The sequence below is a fragment of the Chryseolinea sp. T2 genome, assembly GCF_037203685.1.
In the GTDB taxonomy this organism is placed as follows: domain Bacteria; phylum Bacteroidota; class Bacteroidia; order Cytophagales; family Cyclobacteriaceae; genus Chryseolinea.
Genome location: NZ_JBBCAU010000001.1, coordinates 367601 through 388995 on the forward strand (window position 1 = coordinate 367601; position 21395 = coordinate 388995).

Sequence of the window (21395 nt, forward strand, 5' to 3'; positions counted from 1 at the left end):
TCTTCAACATGTTCTCTTTTGCGGGAGCGGACAGGTGCTTATCAGTGAAAAGCCATTACTTGAATTGCAGCACTTTGTGAAGGCTATCGTTTGCTTTGGCAAGCTGGTCCTCAATGTCCGCCAATTCTTTCCGTTTCGTGTCTGTCTCTGCGGCAAGCTGATCGTTCTCTTTGTTCATCTTGTCGTTTTTAGTCTTTGTTTTTTCCGTCTCTCCATCGGCGATGTTGGCAGTTATTGCCTTGTTATTCTTATCCATCTTCTTGCCGTTCGACTCGATGTCACTCTGAAGGCCCTTCATCTTACCTTGCAGCGTTGTGATCAGAGTGTTGTAGTACTTCTTATAGTGATACTGGACGTAATTCTTCACAAATGCTTCCGCCTTGGCAAATTCGTCCTTATAAGTTTCTGAAGTAAAGTGAACATCATATCCAGGGCTAAAAGTAAATGACACTGATGTACCCGCCGACTCGGGGGTAAAGATGGCTCGCTGATCAATCCGGAGTGACGACAGTTCGGGGAACTGCGTCTTCACGGCAACGAGAACGTTCTTACCGCGCTTCTCCACTTTTGTTTTCACCAGTTCTTTGATAAAGTCGCCATAAACATCCTGGCAATAGCTTTGATCCTGATCAAACTTTGCTGTCCAGGACTCAACTTCCGACGACTCTTCAGTCTTAACGGGACGCTTTTCTACCAACAATGTTTGTGCAGATGTTGTAAGGGTGACGAAGGCACTTGCTGCCAGCGTCAGGGAGAGGATCCTGATTCTCATAACAGTGGGGTCTTGTTATATCCAATGTGTGAATTGTTGTAGAAAGTTACAAAAGCGCGAGCGGAAAAATAATTTCTTTTAGGACGTGCAAATGGCCGAAACGTAGTAGACCAGGGGCAAATTATGTGCACCTTTGCAGCTATGTTTCTTTACAACATAACGGTAGGTGTCGACAAAGACATCGAGCACGAATGGCTGCGTTGGATGAAGGCGGAATACATTCCGAAAGTAATGCGCACTCAATTGTTCGTGGACTACAAACTTTATAAGGTTCTGCACGACGAGAACGAAGAGTCAGTATCCTACTGTGTTCAGTACTTCGCGAACACGCTCAACGATGTAACCTCATACTTTGAAAAGTACCCGGCACTTATTGATGAGCACAGAACACGTTATCATAATAAGCATGTGGCGTTTATGACACTGCTGGAACAGGTGTAGAGAAAATTAAGAATTAAGAGTTAAGAATTAAGAATTGTGGACCTTCTGTGCTCAGTGTAAGCAATTACTTTATACCAAATAGGACGGATTTGGAGGTGAGTTTGGGCACGCTCAATCTTTCTTGTTTTTGAAGTAGTCGACTATTTGATTGTCGTCGAGGTGGCAATTGATCCATTCGCCATCGAGTTTTGAGCCGTACTTCTTATAAAAGTTTATTGCCGGTTCATTCCAGTCGAGTACCTGCCACATCATTCCAGTACACTTTTGATCAAGGCAATGCTGCATGGTGCGGTCGAATAGCATTTTGCCGATACCCTGGCCACGGACGTTTTCTGTGACAATGATGTCTTCCAGATAAAGGCGTTTGCCTTTCCACGTTGAATAACGCCAGTAGAATAATGAAAGGCCGACGATGCCTGATTCATTTTCGGCAACGAAGAATCCATAAACCGGACGAGGGCCGAAGCCATCCTCCTCCATCATGGCGATTGTGTTCGTTACTTCGTGAGGCGCCTTTTCAAAGGTTGCCAGTTCTTTCACGAGCTCGAATACCCGAGGGAGATCGGATTTACGTCCTTCCCTTATTGCTGCTTTCGACATGCCGTTTCTTTCGCGGCAATTTCGAAAAAATGTAACGACTTCTTATCAAAATTTATATACATTATCGTCACTCATTACGCAGCGACGCTACGGGATTAGCAGTTGCCGCCCGGATACTTTGAACGAGCACAGCTGCCGCGGCGATCGTCGATATAATTATTGCCGGTATCACATACAACGATGGCCCTATGCCTGGATTGTAAGCATAGGATGAAAGCCAGCTGCTCACCGCGAAGTACGCGACGGGGCTGAATACAATGAATGCAACCAGCACCAACTTACCAAAGTCTTTTAAGAGCAGCAGGAGTATACTTTCTACCGTTGCACCTAGTGCCTTGCGGATCCCGATTTCCCTGGTGCGCTGCTGTGCCACGAATGATGCCAATGCAAACAGACCGAGACAGGCAATGATGATTGCCATTGCCGAAAACAATGTGAAGATCTTTACTAACCTTTCTTCGGCCTGATACATGTTCGCAAAGTCATTCTCCATGAACGAATAATTGAATGGTTGATTGGGTGCCAGCCGCTTCCATACGTTCTCCATCTGAGCAATTAATTCTTTTGGGTTGTCTGTTTTGTATCTGAAGCTGACACTTCCGTCAGTGTTGCCGAGGAAGATTCCCAGTGGAAGAATCGCTTCCTTCATTGTCGTAAAGTGAAAGTCGCTGATGACTCCGATGATGGTCCACTTTTGTTGCTGCTCCTGCCCTTGAGTGCCGACGTCGAACTTAACAATGCGCTGCCCGACCGGATCCTTCATTCCAAATTGACGCGCGGCGGATTCGTTGATGATGACGGCCTGGTCATCCGTTTTGATGTCTTTCGAGAAATCACGACCTGCCAACAACTTCATTCCGAAGGTTTTGATATAATCGTGATCGCCGCTCCATCGCTGAAAGGTGACAAGGTTCTCACCTGTTGGTTCCTTTCCCTCCTCCCAGAAAGTGTTATTGTTTCGTCCGGCGTTTTCAATTTCTACCGGAACGTATCCTGATACTGTGCCAGTGCTAACGCCCTGGAGGTTCAGGACCTCATTCTTGAATGGATTTACATTGTTGGGACGAAGTGCATAGGTGTCGTGAATGATGATCACGTGATCTTTTTCGTATCCGAGATTTTTATGCTGCATGAACCGGAGCTGCTGCATGATCGCCAGTGTAACGACGGTAAACAATACAGTCAAGCCAAGCTGGCCGACAACCAGCGCATTTCGGAAAGCACTGATTCCTGAGGTGCGGATTCGTTCACCTTTTAGCACCTTCGCCGGGTTAAATGCCGAGAGTACGAAGGCAGGATAAAGTCCTGCTACAACGCCGACGCTGATTGTCGACATCAAAATGATGACGATAAACGTGGCACTTGCCCAGGGAATGTTCAAATCACGTTGAGCGAGGTGGTTGAACCAGGGAAGGAAAAGCCACGCCATGATGAGAGCGATCAGAAAGCCTGCGCTTGATACCAGTAGCGACTCCGTTAGAAACTGACGGATAAGATGAATACGCAGAGAGCCCATTGCCTTTCTTATGCCCACCTCCCTGGCGCGCGTATTCGCACGTGCTGTGCTCAGGTTTACAAAATTAATACAGGCAATTAATAGGATAACGATACCGACTGCGGCAATTACGTAAACATAGCTGATGCTTCCATTTGGTTCGAACTCGCCTTTGAGATTTGAATGAAGATGGATGTCGCGCAACGGACGAAGTGTAATGCTATATCGATTGCCCTGTTCCAGAAACTTGTCGAAGGAGAAATCGCCACCCATGGCACGGGCAAGTGCGTCGCCGACGTGTTGTTTGATAAACCTCGGTAGCTTCTCTCCGAGAGCTCTGGCATCTGCGCCGGGCTTCAGCAGAATGTAAGTGATGAAGTTCTCTGTGAGATAGTCAGTGCTCGCCGCTTCTCTCGCTATTGGCCAATCGCCATTGAAGGCAATTATTATGTCGAAGTGAAAATGAGAAGTCGCTGGCATGTCTTCAAATACAGCTGATACAATTCCATACCTGGCGTTGTCGAGAATGATTGGTTGCCCTACGGCGCTTTTGCCGGAATAATATTTATCAGCCATTCGTTTGCTGATGGCAACACCATGGGGTTGTGACAGGGCGGTAGCAGCGTTTCCTTCGAGCACAGGAACCGAAAAGACTTTAAAGAATGTGCCTTCGCTCCAGATGACATTTGATTCTTTTACGTTGTCGTTTCCTTCGGCAGTCTTAACGAGATAGCTACCCATCTGCCTGAAGCGCACGGTGGCTTCAATCTCCTCAAAAGTTTCCTGCAGGTCTTTTGCCTCCACAGCGCTGCGATAGGTCATGTCAAATTCATTGACACCAATTTTTGCATGTGCGTCGATGCGATAGATCCGGTCGGCGTATTCGTGATGACTATCGAACTGAAATTCCTGAACTATATAGAGTCCGATTACAAGGCAGGCAGCAAGTCCGACGGCGAGACCAAAGACGTTGATGAGCGTATAGATCTTTTGTCTGCTGAGATTTCGCAGCGCTACAGTTACATAGTTGTGCAGCATGGTGAGGGAATTTGAATGTTCTGATTTGATGATCAGCGATTGGGTTTTCAAGAGGCCTTCGGAATAGCCCAGTGAGATGAGAGCGGCTTCGTAGGCATCGATGAAGCGCTGTCCTTTCGTCATGTTTGCGTCTACCTGTTCGCACAGATGATCGAGCATTTCGTGCTGGATGTGTTCCTCCACGATGCCGCGGTAGTGCAGATCCCGGCTGATGTAGGCGATATGTTCATCGGTGATCATACTCATCGATGGTATGGGCCGCTGCCAGTCTGTTTAATATATTGCAATTGGTACGGTATCATCTTCTCCTTCGTGATTGATGACTTTCATGTTGCCGATGCCACTTTGATGTTGAGCACCTGACTCATCGTTCGGACAAACGAAGCGAACTCGTCGACCTTTGTTGTTGCTGATTTCTTTCCCTGACGCGTGAGGCTATAGTACTTGCGAATTCGTTTTCCCATTTGAACAGTTTCTGTTTTCAACAAACCTTCGGCCTCAAGCCTGTGGAGCGTTGGGTAGAGCGATCCTTCTGTCAGCACGATGGTGTCGTCAGAGAGTTCTCTAACGCGCTGCGTGATTTCATACCCGTACATGCTGTTGTTGTCAGACAGAAGTTTGAGAATGATGATCTGAAGAGTGCCCTTCAGGAGCTCGGATGAATGCTGGTCGTTGGTTTCGGTTGCCATGGCTTGCGGTTGCATAAAACTCAAATGCATAGGAAAGTTATGTATTTAGACGCTTTTTTGCAATAAGCCGTTACAGGGCCGATGCATTAAGTTCGAATGAGCTCTCATTCGGATACCAAGGCGGACCCGATTTGTTTTGTTGTTGCGAGCACGGAGGCATTGAGGGCCCGGGGAAGGGCGTTCCCGGGAATCGGCGAGTGGCGGTTACCAACTCACCGGATTGCGTATTTTTAGTTAATTAAAACGTTTTCTGTATGAACCAATTGGACTTCTCTCACGATGCTCAGCGCTCGCTCGCCATTCAGCGATTCATGGTAAAAGTTTACGGCTGGATGGCCCTCGCCCTTATGGTTACCGGATTTGTATCACTGCTCGTCGTTTCTTCGAAAGCGATGCTGGAGTTTGTTTTCGGTAGCAAGGTTATCTTCTATGGTTTGATCATCCTCGAGCTGGTGCTCGTTGGCTATCTCGCCATCTGGGTGAGAAACATGAGTGCGTCAACGGCTGCCCTGGTGTTTTTGCTGTATGCTGTTCTTAATGGTGTTACGATGTCGTTCATCTTTTTGATTTATACAACGGGATCGATAGCCTCGACCTTCTTTATAACTGCGGGAACATTTGCTGTGATGAGCATCTACGGCTATACGACAAAGGCCGATCTAACGAAGTGGGGCAACATTCTGTTTATGGGATTGATTGGATTGATCATTGCATCGATCGCCAACATTTTCATGCAGAGTTCTACTCTGTACTGGATAACGACTTATGTGGGTGTTCTGATATTTGTGGGTCTTACCGCTTACGATACGCAGAAGATAAAGGAGACGGCAGGCGTTGGTGGTGTTGACAGCGAGGAAGAAAGTAAGGCGGCGGTGATGGGCGCACTGACACTGTACCTGGATTTCATCAACCTGTTCCTGAAGCTTCTTCGAATTTTCGGCCGCAGAAAGTAGAGGCGCGAAAGCGCCGGCATTAAATCAACAAATCAACATATCACCAAATCGACAAATGGCTGGTGCCCGGGGCGGGAGTCGAACCCGCACAGATATTACTATCCACAGGATTTTAAGTCCTGCGTGTCTACCAATTTCACCACCCGGGCAGATTCATTTGGAGATTTGTTGATTTATTGATTTGGAGATTTTGGTTCTTTGGAGGTTGGTTTTTGTGGTTTTGCGATCTGACGACATAATGTAGAGAAGTTGTTTTGATTCCTCTATGAGACTCGGATCTACTTTGAAAGTATTCGAGTCATTAATCAATTCAAGCCACAAGACGGTTTCATCAGCTTCTTCGACGACAATTGACAATTTGGACAAGAACTCCTCCCTGGAGCGTGCTCTGCATGCAGCTCGATAGTTAGCTGCAACTGATATCGCCGAACGGAGCAGTTGCTTCCCTAAAATCTGTGCCTCAGATGCCTTTGGGAACATCTTGAACATTGTGATCACCGCCAGGCCAAAGGCTTTGCATCGTTCTTTCAATTCGTCTGAGCTCATGCACGAACGTAATTGTCCGACCTTACTCAATCAACATTTCAAAGACCACAAAACCTGACGAAATACGTTCAGGTTTGAATCCAATACCCCTAAAGCATTGAGTGATTTGCAGAAATCAAATCCCGGCTTCGCCGGTATTCAAAATCTCCAAATCACCCAATCAATAAATCTCCAAATGAATCTGAGCGGGAAACGAGACTCGAACTCGCGACCCCGACCTTGGCAAGGTCGTGCTCTACCAACTGAGCTACTCCCGCGGGTCCCTTTAACTTGGGAGTGCAAATTTAGTCTTGATTACTGATTTTCCAAATATGCAGAATAAATAGTGTATTGCATTGACAGTGTGGTGCTTATGTGCAGCTCCCTGGTTCGAGAGCAGCGTCATACACCGCATGGTACGAACGGGAAAGGTCTTTTTAGCAAGTGGAAGTCGCCAGAGGTAGCCGAGTTACGATAACCACGAGGTGCATCGTTAATTTACGACTTGACGGCGATGCAGGAAATCTCCACGTTGGCGTCCTTCGGCAGGCGGCTCACTTCGACGGTTTCACGGGCGGGGGGCGTGCTCTGGAAGAACGTTCCGTAAATCTGATTTACGGTGGGGAAGTTGTTCATGTCCTTCAGGAATATTGATGTCTTCACAACGTTGGAAAAGTCCATTCCTGCGGCGGCGAGGACTGCCTTCACGTTGGCCATCACCTGCTTCGTTTCTTCTTCGATATTGGTAGTGATCATGGCACCGGTTGATCGCGATAGCGCAATCTGGCCACTAACAAACAGCATGTTGCCCGACTGAATTGCCTGGCTGTATGGGCCAATGGGTTCGGGTGCATGCTCGGAATAAACGACAGATTTTGACATGATTGTAGGGTTTAAAAACTAATTTAGCAGCAACCAAAAGTAATCATCGTTCAATTATTAAAGGCGGCAGATGAATATTTTAGTTATCGGCGATCAAATCAATCTGCAGGAACTGAGGCAGAAGTTCGGAGACAAGCACGAATACTCGTGGGTGAACGAACATCGCGATGCAGAAAAGTATTTGCTCAGCAACGAGGTTGTGTTCGACTTTATCATTGACGAAGAGCCACATCAGTTCGAGATCTATTTTGATCATCCTGCTACAGTCTTTATTAACACATGCAAGATTAGTCTGGGTGAACTTGTTCACCTGGCGGGCCAACAGGCGAGCAGCAGGATCTTTGGCTTTAACGGTATGCCTACCCTATTTAATCGCGAGGTACTGGAAGTTTCTGTTCATCGGGCTGAGGACCTGACGCTGCTTCACAATCTTTGTGACCAGCTGAAGACGGCGTATCAGGTAGTCGAGGACCGTGTCGGTCTGGTAACGCCGCGTATTGTTTGCATGATTATCAATGAAGCTTATTATGCGGCACAGGAAGGCACGGCAACACGGACTGATATTGACCTGGCCATGAAACTTGGAACAAATTATCCATATGGGCCATTTGAATGGGCTCAGCGTATTGGTATCAGACACGTTTATGAATTGATAGAGGCCCTCTATGATGATACCCGTGACGAGCGATATAAGATTTGTCCGTTGCTCAAGAATGAGTACCTGAATATCTCGTCCTGAGTGAGGAACAAGTTCGCCTGAGGTTGTTAGTCTGGTGTCGTGCTTGAATGCTGGACTAAAAAATTTTGCCCACCTGCACCGAAGTGAATTAAGTTATTGTTAATATCAACGCTTCGCACTGAATAATCCTATTTTCGCGGAATATTCAATTTGGAACCACAGCAAGAGACCATAACGCCAGAGCCATCTCCGTGGAATAATGTAAGGACGATTGCCTATATCGTTTTGGCTTTCGTTCTGTTTCTGTTTGCTCTGGATTTGATGACGTCGGCGCTTCAGCACCTTAAGCGCAATGTGTCTGAAACTATCCTGCTGGCGACGTCGAATCCGTTTACAGGACTCTTTATTGGTCTTGTGATAACGGCAATGTTGCAAAGCAGCTCAACCACAACATCGCTGGTAGTGGCACTGGTTGCCTCCGGAGCGCTTACACTTGAAAGCGCTATCCCGATCATTATGGGGGCGAACATTGGTACTACCATTACAGCCGCTATAGTATCGCTGGGCTTCATCAGTAAGAAGAAAGAGTTTCGAAGGGCGGTGTCCGCTGGCACCTATCACTACTTCTTCAATCTGCTGACGGCGATTGTCTTGTTTCCTCTTGAATACTACTATGGATTTCTTTCAACCGTGTCGCTGTGGATCACCCATTTGTTTTCAACAGGTAAGGCGCCGGCGGAAGAAACCAGCACGCACAGCTGGTCAGGATTTTCGTTTTTAACCAACTGGCTGCTCGGTGTACTTAACAGTCCGTTTCTTCTTGTCGTTGTTGCAATTGTATTGCTGTTCGCGTCGATCCTTATATTCCGCAGGCTGATATCTGATCTGCTTAAGGCGAAAAGTCCGGAGGCGTTTAGTCGTTTCTTTTTCAAGAGTCCGTTTAAATCATTCTCATGGGGGCTACTTACGACGGCAGCGATAAGATCAAGTTCGATCACTACCTCAGTAGTAGTGCCCATTGTGGCGAATAAGATTGTGAGCCTCAAGCAGGCCGCTCCGTTTATCATGGGGGCGAACGTCGGAACTACCATCACGGCTTTCATTGCTGCCCTGTTACAGACCAATACATCGGCGGCTGTCAGCATCGCTATTGTACACTTCCTTTTCAATTTTATAGGTGTGTTGTTATTCATGCCGATCCCGGTGCTGCGTAAGCTTCCACTTGAACTGGCTGAACGTCTTGGTAAGCTCACGCTGAAATATCGTCTTGCTGGTTTCGTATATCTTCTTGTCGCATTTTTCTTTCTGCCCTTTTCGCTGATCTACTTCAATCAAGATGCTGTTGAAACGCTGACGCTCACCTATCGTCGTACGGATGGAGGTGGACATGACGAATCGTTTACACTGGTGAGTCGCATTAACACGCGGACGTCTTCGGGTGAGTGGTCGTACTATCCGGGCATGGAGCATGGGGCAGACATTGAACCGGCGTTGATATATCCAGTATCGGGTCGGAATGCGGCCCTCTTTGTAGGCAAGCAAATGTTTCAGTTTACGCGACCCGGTTTTTGCTGGGATGGGGAAGACGAAAACGGGAAGTACAGGTCGTGCATTGAAAAGATTGAGCGGCGTTATTCGGCTGCAGGCCAGACTTTTGATTCAGTGTATGTGTATCATCGGCAGTATGCGCAATCGCGAGTGCACAGAGTGATGATGACGGCACGGGAGAAGGTTATATTGCTTCAGGAAATCAGTGGACCGGAAGGGATGCTCCTTCGCGAGCAGTTGGTTGGTATCGAGAGGGAGTAACGCAGTTAAATTCCCGGCGAATATCTATATTGCGTTGAACGATAACGGTGTTGAAAGATACGATCCTCAAATTCTTAAAGCTCGACAGCCTGATTGAACATCTCACAGGATTTGTCGAAACCCGCATCGAGCTGATGAAGGTCGAGGTGCAGGAAGAAATTTCGCGCGTATTATCGCGCGCGCTGGTGTTCATAGTGATTTCTTCTGTGCTCACCTTATTCGTACTGCTGTTTAGCATGGCTATTTCGTACAAGATTGGTGAACGTCTTGGAAACTTCGGTGGGTTTGCCATTGTCGGTGGGTTCTATTTGCTCATTGGCGTCGTTATCCTGGCATTCCGTACGCAGATATCTGAAAAGGTTGAAGGCAAGCTGGAGGAAATCATGAAGCGAAAGAAGAAGAAGAAATAAATATGGAACTCGAAAATTCGGACGATATCAAGATGGATTTGTTGAAGCGATCGGCCAAGCATCGGGAAGATTTGGAGAACGAAGTGCGTTTGCTCTCTTCAAGGACAGAAACCATACTTACCAATGCGCTCATCATTGGTGGTACCCTTGCTGCTTCATATTTTATTGTGCGGCAGTTTACGGGCAAGTCACGCAAGACAAAGAAGGTACGTACCAAAGCAGTTACTGTACTTCCGGCCATGGCGAAAGCGGAACCCGAAGTGGAAGAAGATCATTCACCTGGAATCGTTTCGCAGATCGGAACGGCATTGGCAAGTCAGGCAACTGTATTCCTGTTGGGTTTAGCTAAGGAGAAACTGGCTGAATACCTGCAGGGTCCGGCGAATAAGCAAGCGAACGCAGAAGATGAGCGTCCTTAACGCACTCACGGCCGCCTCCCGGTCGGGAAAGAAGTCCATAGCTGTGCTCGTCGATCCCGACAAAGTTGAGGATCCGGCGAAACTGCGTCAGCTTATCAATCTTGCGAACGAGAATTGCATTGATTACTTCTTTGTTGGCGGTAGTCTTATAACGACTACCAATCTTGCCAACGTAGTAAAGACGATAAAGGAAAATGTTACCATACCTGTTGTGTTGTTTCCGGGCAACTCGATGCAGATCGAGCCAACGGCAGATGCGCTTTTGTTTTTGTCATTAATCTCAGGTCGTAACCCAGAGCTGCTGATCGGGCAACATGTAATTGCGGCGCCGATCATTCGAAACACCAGGTTAGAAGTTATTCCTACCGGCTACATTCTTATCAATTCGGGAAGAACAACGAGCGTTGCTTACATCAGCAACACCACGCCGATTCCGGACGATAAATATTCCCTCGCGGCCTGCACTGCTATGGCTGGTGAGATGCTTGGCTTGCGCTCCATATATATTGACGCCGGCAGCGGTGCGGAAAGGGAAATCAGCGCGCGCATGATTGCCACGGTAAGAAAGGCCATAACGGTGCCCCTGATGGTCGGTGGCGGAATCAATACCAGTCAGAAGGCGATCACGGCCCTGGAAGCCGGTGCGGATATGATCATCGTTGGAAATGCGCTGGAGAAGAATCCAAAATTGCTTACCGAGATCGCCGACAAGATCTATGAGTGGAACCACAAGGTTGGAAAGACTTAAAGAAATCCGTTGAAGTCATCAGGCGTCACCGCTGACACTGGCTGGTTGCGTCGGTAAGGGAGATGTTGCAAGTATTCAAAACCGTTACAATGAAATCTATAAAACTCCAAAGCCTGTTGGCAGCTTTATTTGTCCTGGTGGGCTGTAATACCGAGCCGGATGTTGAGGTGCAAAACTGGTTCAATGTTTACATCTACCCCAATCCGGTTACCGAGTACGTCAATTTAGTCCCTGGACATTCCGGTGAGACATCTCTCGAAGTAATTGACAGCAATGGCGATTACGTACTACGCACTAAAGTGAGCGGACCCGAGCATATTAACGTTAACCTTAGCAATCATCCATCGGGAGTGTACCATGTTGTTTTCATCAACGCGAGCGAAACGATTGTTAGAGAATTTGTCAAGTTATGATGAGGCTGTTGATCGTTGCCTTGTGTATAGTTTCGACTTACGCAGGCGCACAAAACCCGCTGCGGATGCTTGTGACCGCGAATGCGAATTATTACCTGCCACGAAATTCTGGCAAGCAGATCTATCCTATTTTAGCTTACGATGGCGATGCAGATCCAAAGTTGCTGGTCGGTGGCTTTGGCCTTGGATTCATGATAGAGCAGGATGTCAGGAATCACATCTTTTGGCGTGCACAAATCAATACGTCAAGGAGGGCATATTGGGATGAAGTCATGTTGTTCAATGACGTAACTGGCCTACCCATCGGGGGGGCAGTATGCAAAGGCGTTGACGTTGTTACTAATGTGACGGGGGCTATTCATTATAAGATTGGCAAAAGCCTTTCCATCGGAACCGGAGTTGGATTTGACGGGCTGGTGTATTCGTACAGCAGGCTACCGGAAAAGTTCATTGACAATGAGGTGGTTCGAAATTCCTACTATCGCCCTTTTGTACCTTTGATCCCGCTTGAGTTATCGGTGCCAATCAAAAGAGTATTAATTAATCTGCGCTATCAGCATGCACTCATTAACAGGTTAAAGTCTTCAATAGCGGAATACGAAAAGGACACTTACAGTGCGCTGTTTATAGAAGTGGGGTACCGCATTCGTTAGGACGGTTCAGGGCGACCTTCGCGCTTTGATAGCCCAACTGTAGTATCGTAAATTCACTGATGGATCCGTATCAGATATTGGGTGTAAGCAGAAACGATTCTTCCGAGACAATCAGAGCTGCCTATAGAAAGCTTGTGAAGAAGTATCACCCCGATATTAATTCAAGTCCGGATGCAGCTCAGATGACTGCATTGATCAATCAGGCATACGACCTTATAACGAGTAATCACTGGTCGCTAAATCATAACCAACAAACGCCTACTTATAGTCAGCAGACGGCCACACCTGAATATGCAACACCGGAGGATCCGACGGAGGTATATAAACGGAATTACAAAGCAAGAAAATTCAGGGAAGCAAAAGCGAAAAAGGAGGCGCGCATCCGGTTCGAGAAAAGCATTTATAAACTGGGATGGCTTTCTTCGTTCCCATCGGCATTGTTTGCATTGATTGTCATTCTGGACTTCTTTCTCCCCCCAAATGTCAGGTATGATATGCCCATCGCCGGCTACGAAAAAATTGTGCGGGGTACGTCAACAGAGTCTTTCATAAGAACGGCAAGTTATTATGTCGAGGTTCCTCGCGAAATGTATCAGATTTATAGCCTGCGTGCCGGGGAAGAACCGATCTTTATTGAAGTCACTCCTATCCTGCAATCACTCAAACAGGTCGGCATCAAACACGAGGAGTATTCAAAAGCATGGAACGCACCTGCGTCACCTTATGCACATTTCTTCTTTGCAATGCCTTACATAATACTTGTCATATCTATGATCTATATTGTTAAGAACGAATACAGCGCTAATCGCTATCCATTCTGCCTTCTTCATTTGTTCATAGCATTTATCCTTCTGATGAAAATTGTGTATTCGTAGCGCAATGCCGTATGCGTAGTACAGGCTGCTTTCAGATCACACAAAGCTGTATCCGTAGCCAGGAATCTACTTCCCTCTGTTTCCGCCGGACGTCAGAGCTATTCCTGTTAACACCAGCTGACTTAAGGTGGCTGCTGCCATGGCAACCCAAAGGACAATTTCCCGATTTAGATAAAGTGCAGCAGCAATGATTACGAGCGAAACAAAATAGGATACAACCAGAATATTAGCGACCCGTGAGGGTAAACGCGACTGCACGCCGCGAACCTGCGGAAGGTGATGGCAGCAAGAGGGAGTGATTTCAAAACAGGTTTACGTTCGTAACTCCTGATATAAATGCAGGTCTCCTGAAATCGATGAGTGTGCCGTTGTGATCGAAGGCCGTCTGTCAAATCAATACGTCTGCAAAGAGGATCATTTGATACAGGTTCCCTATTTTAGTGGAACAATTAAACTGACTATGGCTAAACTCAGCTGGTCACTTATTATTCTCGTACTGCTCTTCAATCAATGCACTGACGTGAAAAAGGAACAAACCGAATTACCACCGCCTGCGGACCCGCATTCATTTTCCATTCCAGATGATGCGCGAGTGAAACACTTAAGCTGGAATGCGACTGTTGATTTTAATGGCAAAGTCATTCGGGCCGTTGCTAGCTGGGACATAGAACACAAGTCAGATGCAGATCTCATCATCTTCGATTCGAAAGGCCTTGAAATAAAGAAAGTAACTTCAGATAGTGGTACGCCGCTGGAGTTTCGGTTAGCGCAAAGAGATTCGCTGCTTGGTCAGGCACTGGCTGTTCTTATCTCGAAAGACACGAAGAAGGTAATCATTGAATATCAGACTACTCCCGGAGCGGAAGCTCTGCAATGGTTATCTCCTGAACAGACGGCAGGAAAGAAGCATCCGTTTTTATTTACACAATCGCAGGCTATTCTTGCGCGAAGCTGGGTACCCTGCCAGGACTCTCCTGCCATCCGCTTTACCTACGATGCCGAAGTTCATGTGCCCAAAGAATTGCTTGCCCTGATGAGCGCATCGAATCCGCAGCAGCGGAATGACAACGGCACTTACAACTTTGAGATGCGGCAGCCTATTCCGTCTTACCTCCTCGCGTTGTCAGTTGGAGATATAGCTTTCAAGTCTGTGAGCGCGAGAAGTGGGGTTTATGCTGAACCGAGTGTGGTTGAAGCAGCGGCCTGGGAATTTGCAGATCTTGAGAAGATGATCTCGGGTGCTGAGGCACTGTATGGAAAGTACGCCTGGGACCGTTACGATGTTATTGTTCTTCCGCCAAGCTTTCCCTTTGGAGGCATGGAGAACCCACGCCTTACATTCGCAACGCCCACCCTGCTGGCCGGTGACCGATCGCTTACTTCGGTCATTGCGCATGAACTTGCGCATAGCTGGTCCGGTAACCTGGTCACCAATGGTACCTGGAACGATTTCTGGCTTAATGAAGGATTCACCGTTTATTTCGAACATCGCATTATCGAAGCTTTGTATAGCCGCGATGATGCAGAGATGCATGCGCTGTTGGCTTTGCAGGACCTTAAAGAAACAATCACTGATCTTACGTCATCCAATCATGTCGATGACACACGTCTCAAACTTGATCTTAAAGGCCGGAACCCAGATGACGCGGTGACCGATATTGCATACAATAAGGGTTACTTCTTTCTTCGCAGCATAGAGGAGAAATATGGCCGCGATAAGTTCGATGCATTTTTGAGAGACTACTTTTCGGGCCACAGTTTTCAGTCGATGAATACCGATTCCTTCATGAGCACGATCAAGGAATACTATTCTACGAAGCATGCTACAACCCTGCCCGATACGTTATTCAACTCCTGGATTTTCACAACCGGTCTTCCGGCAGATTGCCCGGTACCTGTAGCGACAAAGTTTGGATCGATCGACGCGGCCCTTGCCGCGTATAAGAATGACGGTCGCACCCTTCCTTCCAAGGTTCAATGGGGCACCCAGGAATGGCTACACTTTATCAAGAACCTTCCAGAGAAGTTAACTGTGGAGCAGCTGAAGGCGTTAGACAAGTTTGGAAAACTCACCGCGTCGGGAAATGCTGAGATTCTAACGGCATGGCTGGTGATCGCAATTAAGAACGATTACACCCCGGCGTATGGGAAACTCGAGCAGTTCCTTATCAACACGGGAAGACGAAAATTCCTGAGTCCGCTTTACAATGCGTTGATGAAGACGCCTGAAGGACGTGAACGCGCCATAGCCATTTATAGCAAAGCGCGTCCCAACTATCATTACGTCGCGACCAGCACATTTGATGCTACTGTGCGCTAACATTCCAATTCAAACCTTAAAAGGATCGCTCCTTAATTGCATTGACCATTTAACCCACGCTCATGTCGCTCTTTAAAAAACTGAAATCCACTCTTGCGGTAGCACAGAGTCTTGACCTTGAAAAGATCGGAAAGCTTGCTGCCAAAGTAGACCTCAATAAAATGGTAGGCCTCGTGAGCAGTATGAAAGACGAAGATCTTCAGAAGCTCATCAAGTTCATGGAAGGAGGAAAGCGAAAGCACGAGTTCCCACCCGTGGATGGTGACTTTTACGATCTGTTTCAGATACTTACTCCTGAGGAGCGCGAGATCCAGCTCAAGGTGCGCGCATTTATGGAGACGACCATCAAGCCCATAGTGAATACCTACTGGCTCAAAGACGAATTTCCATTTGAAGTGATTCCGGAGTTTGCAAAACTTAACATCTGCGGGCTTACTTATCAGGGATACGGTTGCCCGGGAAAGTCTTCTTTACTTGAGGGTTTCATCGCCATGGAGATGGCTCGCATTGATTGTTCCATGTCAACGTTCTTTGGTGTGCAGAGTGGCCTCGCCATGGGATCGATCTACCACTGCGGATCAGAGGAACAGAAGCAGCAGTGGCTTCCGTCGATGCAACGAATGGAAAAGATCGGCGCATTCGGATTGACGGAACCGGAAGTCGGATCGGGTGTGGCCGGCGGACTTACCTGTACCTGCAAGCGCAATGGTGACACGTGGATACTTAATGGTCAGAAGAAGTGGATTGGCAACGCAACATTCGCTGACCTGGTTATCATCTGGGCTCGTGACCTTGATGATGGAAATGTAAAAGGCTTCATTGTAGAAAAGCACTTTGCAGGATTCAAGGCTGAAAAGATTAAAGGGAAGATGGCGTTACGCATTGTTCAGAATGCGTTGATCACATTAACGAACTGCGAGGTTCCTGAATCGAGCAGGCTTCAGGCCGCCAACTCATTCAAGGATACGGCTCAGGTACTTCGAATGACGAGAGCAGGCGTTGCATGGCAGGCTGTCGGCTGCGCGCGCGGTGCCTATGAAAGTGCACTGCGCTATACCAACGAACGCAAACAGTTTGGTCGTACAATCAGCAGCTTCCAGATGGTACAGGACTTACTGGTGATGATGCTAAGCAACCTTACGGCTATGCAAACCATGGTATGCAGACTCTCTCAATTGCAGGACGCCGGTAAGCTAACTGATGAACAGGCCTCGCTTGCAAAAGTATTCTGCACGTTGCGTACCAGAGACATTGTTAGTCATGCGCGTGAGTTATTCGGTGGTAACGGCATTCTTATTGAGCACGACATTGCGAGGTTCGTTGCCGATGCAGAAGCCATCTATAGTTATGAGGGAACAAAGGAGATTAACACGCTCATAGTGGGGAGGGCGATTACGGGGCAGAGTGCGTTCGTATAAAATTAAGAGTTAAGAATTAAGAGTTAAGAATTAGCTACCACGACCTACGGTCGTGTCGCAGCCATCAGGCTGGTCGCTAATTCATGATTCTTAACTCTTAATTCTTAATTAATTCAGTCTCAGCTCGGCTTTCATTCCACGCAGTTGGTTGAGTAAGGCTTGCTGCCAGGTTTCGTCTGCGTCCCACTTGGTTCCGAGGAAGGTGTTTTGTGAGTCTATGTGTTTGAAGTAAAACTTATAGACCGTCGTGTTTGCGGGAATATTTTTAGCCTGAGGTAAGGCGTCGGGAAAGGATGTGGAAGTGAACTCCGTTTCTGTTCCTTTAGTCTCATAGCCCAACAGTTCCTTAGCCACTGCGTTGCGTGTTCGTACGACGCAGATAACATACAACAGTCCTTGCTTGCGCAGATCCTTTTCACTGGTGCCTGCGGGAGTCAGTTTATATTTGAGAGAATAGTTTTCGGCAAAGATCTTTTCGAGTTCAGCATCTACAGCAGGATCTCCTGTCATTGGTACAGCCAATGGATCGACTTTAGCATCGATCGCGTAGAACTCATTTCGCTTACCGGAAATCGGATTGACGGACAAACCGGTTTCGGGTTCGGGATTTATTAAAAGGTTATTTCGCTGCAGTGAAGATGCCTGGCGATAAACATTCTTCACCAACTCGAGAAATATCGGATTTCTGATTGACCAGGCTTTTTGTGATTTGTCGACGACAGATTCTTTTCCATTGAAGAGTGTGCAGGTTATGCGATAGTCAGCGTCATTCTTTTCTACGAAGAAAAGATTAGCTACTTCTCTTTTCACCAGATAGTCAGCAAACGCTCGCGTCACATCTTTGCCTCCGACGAGCATATCGAGTTCAAAGTATACTACGGCATCGATACCTGTTCGCTGGAAGTAGTCCTGAAGGTCATTCAACTCTTTTGCTGAAAGGGCGTAATCGTAGAACACGGCCGTGCGCGTACTTAACAACTTTTCAGGCAGGCCTCCGGTGAGTTCAAGTTGATCTACCCATTGCGTTTCCTCAGTTACAAATTGTGCATTCGCCAATGTGCAGGAGATAACAGCGAGGATCAATCCGATTATGCGTACAGTCATGATGAAATACAAAACGAAATTAACAATAATCTATTTTCACACCCCAATAAAAAGACCTTCGTCGGTGAGCTTTAATGGATAAGTAGCGAGATCGGGACAGGAAGAATCCATTGGTCTGCCGGTAGCGACTTCAAAGCGATAATAGTGCCATGGGCAGACGATCTCTCCGAGGCCGTTCACTTTTCCTTTGCTAAGGGACTCTCCCTGATGTGAACAAGAGTCCTGGATAGCATAGAATTGATTGTCGTGCATGACCAGGCAGATTCTTTTATTGCGCACGGCAATGAGCTGAGGTTTATGTTCTCTGATGCGTTGTCGGGCTTCTTCTTCACTTCCAAATATTTTCAACCACTCCATTCAATTCGGGTTTGCGGCGTACGACTTAATCTATATCTTGTTTTTTTGAACCTGGCCTAAACCTATGAAATTATCTCCAACCATCGTGATGGTGATGGCAACCTTTGCAACGTTTGCACAATCTCAGGGTGCCCTTCAGTCGAGGATTGATCAGCAGGCCGCTCAGGTCGAAGCGCGCGTGATTGAATGGCGGCGATGGTTTCATGAGCATCCTGAATTATCAAATCGCGAAATAAACACCGGCGCCCGCATCGCCGAGATCCTGAAGTCATTCGGACTTCAGGTTCAATATCCTGTAGCGAAAACTGGTGTGGTGGCCCTGCTTAAAGGAGGAAAGCCGGGACCTGTCGTTGCGCTACGGTCGGACATTGATGCACTTCCAATTACGGAACGGAACGCATTGCCATTTGCATCAAAAGTAACTACAACATTCTCGGGACGTGAAACCGGAGTAATGCATGCGTGTGGTCATGATGCACATATGGCGATCCTCCTCGGTGTTGCTCAGGTGCTTTCTAATATGAAAGCCTCATTAAATGGCACAGTTAAGTTTATCTTTCAGCCAGCCGAAGAAGGGGCGCCGTCGGGCGAAGAAGGTGGAGCACGGTTGATGATTAAAGAGGGCGTGCTCGAAAACCCGAAAGTTGATGCGATTTTTGGATTGCACGTTCAGGCGCTCGTACCAGCGGGTCAGATAAATTACAAATCAGGGAGCTTCATGGCTGCGGTTGATGGCTTGACTATTACCGTGAAAGGCAGAGGGGCTCACGGCGCGTCACCCTGGGATGGTGTTGATCCAATTGTGTTGTCGGGACAAATTGTAAGCTCGCTACAAACAATTGTCAGCCGGCAGTTGGATCTTACGCGGGCGGGTGCTGTTCTGACGATCGGCACAATGCATGCCGGCATAAGAAGCAATATCATTCCTGAAACTGCGGTGATGGAGGGAACGATTCGCACATTTGATTCAACTATGCAACTGGAGATGCATCAACGCATTGAACGCACAGCAATGAAAGTTGCTGAAAGCGGTGGTGGAAGTGCGGACGTTGTCATCCACAAAACGTATCCTGCAGTTGTAAACAATGCGGAGCTTGCTGCATGGGCAGGACCATCACTAACACGTGCCGCAGGTGCTGCCAATGTTCGTATCACTCCCGCAGTAACTATGGCTGAAGACTTTTCCTTCTTTCAGCAAAAGGTGCCGGGCTTCTTCTTTTTTCTCGGGGTATATCCTGAGGGAAAGCCTGAAAAGCCTCCTGTTCATCACACGCCTGATTTTATGATCAACGAAAAGGTATTGATCACAGGTGTTAAGGCGCTTAGTACGCTGGCAATCGATTATATGGAATCGAAAAAGAAGTAGCTTGGCATTGTTGTTCAGAAGGTTCTGTGATATATAAACACGTCGATTAACTAAGAGCTATGAAGATGAGAAAATTGCTTTGCGTTGGGTTATCACTTATCACTGGTGGGCTACATGCACAGATGAACGCAAAGGTTCAGGCGAAACTGGACCAGCAGGCGAATGCGATTGAAGTGCGCGTTATTGAATGGAGGCGATACTTTCATGAGCATCCTGAACTTTCGAATCGCGAGGTGAACACTGCCGCAAAAGTTGCTGAGCATCTCAAGTCGCTTGGCATTGAGATTCAAACCGGAGTTGCAAAAACGGGTGTTGTTGGTCTGCTGAAAACGGGCAAGCCGGGACCCGTGATTGCTTTGCGTGCGGATATGGATGCACTTCCTGTTACCGAGCGCAATAGTCTTCCGTTTGCGTCAAAAGTAAAGACTGTTTTTAACGATCAGGAAACAGGAGTTATGCATGCCTGTGGACACGATACTCACGTTGCCATATTGATGGCAGTTGCTGAGATACTGGCGAAGAACAAGGCTGATCTGAAAGGAACTGTTAAGTTTATCTTCCAGCCTGCAGAAGAAGGACCACCGAAAGGTGAGGAAGGTGGAGCCGGCCTTATGGTAAAGGAAGGCGTGCTGGACAATCCGAAAGTCGATGTCATTTTTGGGATGCACATTCAATCAATATCAAAGCTCGGAACGATCTCTTATAAGCCTGCCGGCATGATGGCGGCATCTGACTGGTTCACAATTAAAGTCAAGGGTCGTCAGTCGCATGGAGCGGCGCCGTGGATGGGCATTGATCCGATAGTGGTTAGTGCGCAAATCATCACTGGTCTCCAGACGATCGTGAGTCGTCAGACGGAGTTGACGAAAGAGGCGGCCGTTATTACTGTAGGAAGAATACAGGGTGGGGTTCGGGAGAACATCATTCCGGAAGAGGTCACTATGGCCGGCACGATCCGTACGCTTGATATGGATATGCAAAAGATCATTCATGAAAAGATAAAACTCACGGCCACGAAGATCGCTGAGAGCGCGGGTGCGACAGCAGAGGTGACCATTGAAAACAAAACGCCGGTAACTTACAACGACGTGAATGTTACTGAGAAGATGGTGCCGAGTCTTCAGAAGGCTGCTGGCAAAGACAATGTAATGCAGATCAATGCGGTAACAGGTTCCGAAGACTTTGGATTCTTTGAACAGGCGGTACCTGGATTGTTTTTCTTTGTGGGTGCGATGCCAAAGGATCAGGATCCTTCCAAGGTACCCGCGCATCATACGCCCGATTTTATGATCGATGAAAGCGGTATGCTCATCGGCTTGAAGGCGATGCTCAACGTAACTGTTGACTACATGTATCTGAATAATGTTCCGAAAAAGTAGTCAGGTTTTCCGTTGGCAGGCAACCCATGTTTTGAACGTCAGCCTGCTTA

The 21395-nt window shown here is 47.4% G+C and carries 22 protein-coding genes and 2 tRNA genes; 14 read left to right on the top strand and 10 right to left on the bottom strand.

Annotated elements, in window-relative coordinates; all coding sequences use genetic code 11:
* Positions 1–55: 55 nt before the first annotated feature.
* Positions 56–772 (bottom strand): hypothetical protein, encoded by a 717-nt coding sequence (locus WBG78_RS01570; RefSeq protein ID WP_337324605.1) that lies wholly within the window; start codon positions 770–772, stop codon positions 56–58.
* A gap of 123 nt (positions 773–895) precedes the next feature.
* On the opposite strand from WBG78_RS01570, the gene WBG78_RS01575 reads away from it, so the two are divergent.
* Positions 896–1213, top strand: a complete 318-nt coding sequence (locus WBG78_RS01575; RefSeq protein ID WP_337324606.1) for a DUF4286 family protein — start codon at positions 896–898, stop codon at positions 1211–1213.
* Positions 1214–1324: 111 nt separating this feature from the next.
* Here the strand turns inward: WBG78_RS01575 and WBG78_RS01580 are convergent, their stop codons facing one another.
* From WBG78_RS01580 to WBG78_RS01590, 3 genes are all read right to left on the bottom strand, one after another.
* Complete coding sequence (locus WBG78_RS01580; RefSeq protein WP_337324607.1) at positions 1325–1813, bottom strand: GNAT family N-acetyltransferase; 489 nt, start codon at positions 1811–1813, stop codon at positions 1325–1327.
* 67 nt (positions 1814–1880) lie between these two features.
* Entirely contained in the window at positions 1881–4586 is a 2706-nt protein-coding gene (locus WBG78_RS01585) for an ABC transporter permease (protein WP_337324608.1), read from the bottom strand.
* Between the two features lie 86 nt (positions 4587–4672).
* Complete coding sequence (locus WBG78_RS01590; protein WP_337324609.1) at positions 4673–5035, bottom strand: PadR family transcriptional regulator; 363 nt, start codon at positions 5033–5035, stop codon at positions 4673–4675.
* 254 nt (positions 5036–5289) lie between these two features.
* Here WBG78_RS01590 and WBG78_RS01595 point away from each other — a divergent pair, with 254 nt between their 5' ends.
* Complete coding sequence (locus WBG78_RS01595) at positions 5290–5988, top strand: Bax inhibitor-1/YccA family protein (protein WP_337324610.1); 699 nt, start codon at positions 5290–5292, stop codon at positions 5986–5988.
* 60 nt (positions 5989–6048) lie between these two features.
* On the opposite strand, the gene WBG78_RS01600 is transcribed toward WBG78_RS01595, so the two are convergent.
* From WBG78_RS01600 to WBG78_RS01615, 4 genes are all read right to left on the bottom strand, one after another.
* Positions 6049–6137, bottom strand: a tRNA-Leu gene (locus tag WBG78_RS01600).
* A gap of 4 nt (positions 6138–6141) precedes the next feature.
* The gene (locus WBG78_RS01605; RefSeq protein WP_337324611.1) at positions 6142–6534 is read right to left on the bottom strand and encodes a four helix bundle protein; all 393 of its coding nucleotides are present in this window, start codon (positions 6532–6534) and stop codon (positions 6142–6144) included.
* A gap of 184 nt (positions 6535–6718) precedes the next feature.
* Positions 6719–6791, bottom strand: a tRNA-Gly gene (locus WBG78_RS01610).
* A 220-nt stretch (positions 6792–7011) separates the two neighbouring features.
* Complete coding sequence (locus tag WBG78_RS01615) at positions 7012–7395, bottom strand: RidA family protein (RefSeq protein ID WP_337324612.1); 384 nt, start codon at positions 7393–7395, stop codon at positions 7012–7014.
* A 70-nt stretch (positions 7396–7465) separates the two neighbouring features.
* Between WBG78_RS01615 and WBG78_RS01620 the strand changes: the two genes are divergently transcribed.
* The 10 genes from WBG78_RS01620 (at position 7466) to WBG78_RS01665 (ending at position 17139) form a co-directional block, all read left to right on the top strand.
* Positions 7466–8134 carry a 3-hydroxyacyl-CoA dehydrogenase family protein gene (locus WBG78_RS01620; protein WP_337324613.1) on the top strand — a complete coding sequence of 223 codons (669 nt, stop codon included), beginning with the start codon at positions 7466–7468 and terminating at the stop codon, positions 8132–8134.
* A gap of 150 nt (positions 8135–8284) precedes the next feature.
* Positions 8285–9883, top strand: coding sequence for a Na/Pi symporter (locus tag WBG78_RS01625; RefSeq protein WP_337324614.1), 1599 nt, complete (start codon positions 8285–8287; stop codon positions 9881–9883).
* Positions 9884–9933: 50 nt separating this feature from the next.
* Positions 9934–10293, top strand: a complete 360-nt coding sequence (locus WBG78_RS01630; RefSeq protein ID WP_337324615.1) for a phage holin family protein — start codon at positions 9934–9936, stop codon at positions 10291–10293.
* Positions 10294–10295: 2 nt separating this feature from the next.
* Complete coding sequence (locus tag WBG78_RS01635) at positions 10296–10712, top strand: hypothetical protein (RefSeq protein ID WP_337324616.1); 417 nt, start codon at positions 10296–10298, stop codon at positions 10710–10712.
* Positions 10699–11460: a geranylgeranylglyceryl/heptaprenylglyceryl phosphate synthase gene (locus WBG78_RS01640; RefSeq protein ID WP_337324617.1), complete on the top strand. Its 762-nt coding sequence runs from the start codon at positions 10699–10701 to the stop codon at positions 11458–11460. Before WBG78_RS01635 ends, WBG78_RS01640 begins: the two co-directional genes overlap by 14 nt.
* A gap of 89 nt (positions 11461–11549) precedes the next feature.
* Positions 11550–11873, top strand: a complete 324-nt coding sequence (locus tag WBG78_RS01645) for a T9SS type A sorting domain-containing protein (RefSeq protein WP_337324618.1) — start codon at positions 11550–11552, stop codon at positions 11871–11873.
* On the top strand, positions 11870–12526 hold the full coding sequence (locus tag WBG78_RS01650; protein ID WP_337324619.1) for a hypothetical protein: 657 nt from the start codon (positions 11870–11872) through the stop codon (positions 12524–12526). Before WBG78_RS01645 ends, WBG78_RS01650 begins: the two co-directional genes overlap by 4 nt.
* A gap of 59 nt (positions 12527–12585) precedes the next feature.
* Positions 12586–13401 carry a J domain-containing protein gene (locus WBG78_RS01655; protein WP_337324620.1) on the top strand — a complete coding sequence of 272 codons (816 nt, stop codon included), beginning with the start codon at positions 12586–12588 and terminating at the stop codon, positions 13399–13401.
* 460 nt (positions 13402–13861) lie between these two features.
* Positions 13862–15721, top strand: coding sequence for a M1 family metallopeptidase (locus tag WBG78_RS01660; protein ID WP_337324621.1), 1860 nt, complete (start codon positions 13862–13864; stop codon positions 15719–15721).
* 62 nt (positions 15722–15783) lie between these two features.
* Positions 15784–17139: an acyl-CoA dehydrogenase family protein gene (locus WBG78_RS01665; RefSeq protein WP_337324622.1), complete on the top strand. Its 1356-nt coding sequence runs from the start codon at positions 15784–15786 to the stop codon at positions 17137–17139.
* A 108-nt stretch (positions 17140–17247) separates the two neighbouring features.
* Here WBG78_RS01665 and WBG78_RS01670 read toward each other — a convergent pair whose 3' ends face one another.
* Positions 17248–18243 carry a hypothetical protein gene (locus tag WBG78_RS01670; protein WP_337324623.1) on the bottom strand — a complete coding sequence of 332 codons (996 nt, stop codon included), beginning with the start codon at positions 18241–18243 and terminating at the stop codon, positions 17248–17250.
* Positions 18244–18279: 36 nt separating this feature from the next.
* Complete coding sequence (locus WBG78_RS01675) at positions 18280–18600, bottom strand: Rieske (2Fe-2S) protein (RefSeq protein WP_337324624.1); 321 nt, start codon at positions 18598–18600, stop codon at positions 18280–18282.
* A gap of 64 nt (positions 18601–18664) precedes the next feature.
* Here WBG78_RS01675 and WBG78_RS01680 point away from each other — a divergent pair, with 64 nt between their 5' ends.
* Together WBG78_RS01680 and WBG78_RS01685 are read left to right on the top strand one after the other, a co-directional pair.
* Positions 18665–19966: an amidohydrolase gene (locus WBG78_RS01680; protein ID WP_337324625.1), complete on the top strand. Its 1302-nt coding sequence runs from the start codon at positions 18665–18667 to the stop codon at positions 19964–19966.
* A 65-nt stretch (positions 19967–20031) separates the two neighbouring features.
* Positions 20032–21345 carry an amidohydrolase gene (locus WBG78_RS01685; protein WP_337325279.1) on the top strand — a complete coding sequence of 438 codons (1314 nt, stop codon included), beginning with the start codon at positions 20032–20034 and terminating at the stop codon, positions 21343–21345.
* Positions 21346–21395 lie beyond the last annotated feature (50 nt).